Below are 1,975 nucleotides of genomic sequence, written 5' to 3'. Positions count from 1 at the left end.
AGGTAGTGCCGTTCGACAGCAAGCTCAGCCCCGCCGAGAGCCTCAATGCGCTCAAGAGTGCCTCAGACAAGGGTATTCGCTACATCACAGCCGGGGGCGGCTCAGCGGCGGTCGCTGCGTTGATAGATGGCGTGAACAAGCACAACGCTCGTAATCCGGGCAAGGAGGTTCTGCTCCTTAACTATGCCGCAGTCGATCCGGATCTCACCGACAGCAAATGCAGCTACTGGCATTTCCGCTTCGACGCCAACACCGCCATGAAGATGGAGGCGCTAACCACTTTCCTGAAGGACGACAAGGACATCAGGAAGGTCTACCTGTTCAACCAGAACTACGCGCACGGCCACCAGATGGTGCGCCTCGCGAAGGAAAACCTGGCGCGCAAGCGGCCCGATGTTGAGATCGTCGGTGAAGACCTGCACCCCTTGGCGCAGGTACGGGACTTCGCACCCTACATTGCCAAGATCAAGGCCTCGGGTGCAGATACGGTGATTTCCGGCAATTGGGGCTCGGACCTAGCGCTGCTGATCAAGGCCGCCAACGAGAGCGGCTTCGACGGCAAGTTCTATACCCTTTACGCCGGCATGACGGGCACCCCTGCCGCTTTGGGAGAGGGCGGCGGCGGCCGTGTGTTTCAGATCGCCAACAACCATTACAACATGGGCGGCGACATAGGCAAGTGGACAGCCGAGTTCAAGGAACGGTTCAAGGAGGATCTGTATTTTTCCCAGGTCAGCCACGTGTTCATGAGCCTGGGCGAAACCATGGCCAAAACCCGATCCACGGATCCTGTAAAAGTCGCCGCAGCGATGGAGGGCCTGCGCTTCAAGGGTTTCAACGGAGAGGTCGAGATGCGCAAGACCGATCATCAAATGCAGCAGTCGCTGTTTATGACGGTCTGGCAGAAAGCCGACGACAAATATCCTTACAGTGTCGAGAACACTGGAATGACGTTGGCACCGGCCCGAGCGTTTCCGGCCTACATCGCGAGCACACCGACTAGTTGCCAGATGAAGCGGCCCTGATGCCAGCGACGGGGCCGGTGCAACGCTTGGGCGTAAGCATAGATAGGAATCGCGTGCCGTGGTCACGCAGCTACGGGCGTAAACGATGTCAATTGGAACCGGCGTGCCGGTCGATCTTTTGCCAACCATCGGTCATCTTCCCGTTTTTGGACGAGACAAACGCCGAGGCGAGATGAGCACCCAGAATCGATCGATGAACCTGTTCGATTTTTTCGACGACCGACGCCCCACAAAACGGTAGCGATTGCTGTGGTACGGCATCAGATCGATAGCCGGAGCACGATCTAGAACCAAGTCAGAAATTACCTGGGCTGAGCCGCATGCCATCGTCCAACCCATTGCACCGTGGCCGCAGTTGAGCCAGAGATTTCGATGCTTCGCCGATCCAAGAAAGGGCAGATTGTCCGGACTCATCGGGCGCCTGCCGACCCATTTGGAAGGCGCGCCACACGCGGAAGAGGAGAAGGTCGGAGAAGGTCGTCCAATACCCGTGGCGCGCGCAGCAATGTGATGTCGGGAAAATCGTTCATATGGATCGAGAGATTGCGAGCGGCAGACGTATGACTGGTTCGACCAACTTGTCGCCGCTACCGCTCGGCTGCGTGCGAAGCCTCGTCGAGGTAGCTAAATTCTTTGTACCGTGCCCTGAAGCACCACGCGTTGGCCGCCGGGAAGCACCAGGACTGTGTTGACCGAGCCTGCGTCGTAGTTGACAACCTGCGCCACGACCAGACCGTCGGCCTCGGTCCATGACAACAGATGCTGTTCGGGGTGCAGCGGTACGCGGTCGACGACTTCCTTTCCCTCACGGCCCTTGTTCTCGCCGGCTACGCAGCGCCAGCGCAACGCATCATCGTCGTCGACATCCACTTCGTAGACGACGCCCCCTGGGTACTCGAAACGGAAACGGCCCAGATGCGGGGCTGCAGGTGCGGTCATTATTTTTCTCC

At 58.7% G+C, this 1,975-nt stretch carries 3 protein-coding genes; 1 reads left to right on the top strand and 2 read right to left on the bottom strand.

What is annotated here, in order from left to right:
- Positions 1 to 1,025 (top strand): branched-chain amino acid ABC transporter substrate-binding protein (locus tag AC1DOC_RS31455; protein ID WP_478131313.1); only part of this gene is annotated, 1,025 nt, incomplete at its 5' end.
- A gap of 132 nt (positions 1,026 to 1,157) precedes the next feature.
- On the opposite strand, the gene AC1DOC_RS31450 is transcribed toward AC1DOC_RS31455, so the two are convergent.
- Positions 1,158 to 1,511, bottom strand: a complete 354-nt coding sequence (locus tag AC1DOC_RS31450) for an FAD-dependent oxidoreductase (RefSeq protein WP_436045206.1) — start codon at positions 1,509 to 1,511, stop codon at positions 1,158 to 1,160.
- Positions 1,512 to 1,649: 138 nt separating this feature from the next.
- On the bottom strand, positions 1,650 to 1,975 hold a 326-nt coding region (locus AC1DOC_RS31445; RefSeq protein WP_478131312.1), incomplete at its 5' end, for a MoaF-related domain-containing protein.

The organism is Variovorax sp. 01T439_2, assembly GCF_056398445.1.
Note: the sequence above shows the minus strand (reverse complement) of the source record. Positions and strands in the feature narration are given on the sequence as shown.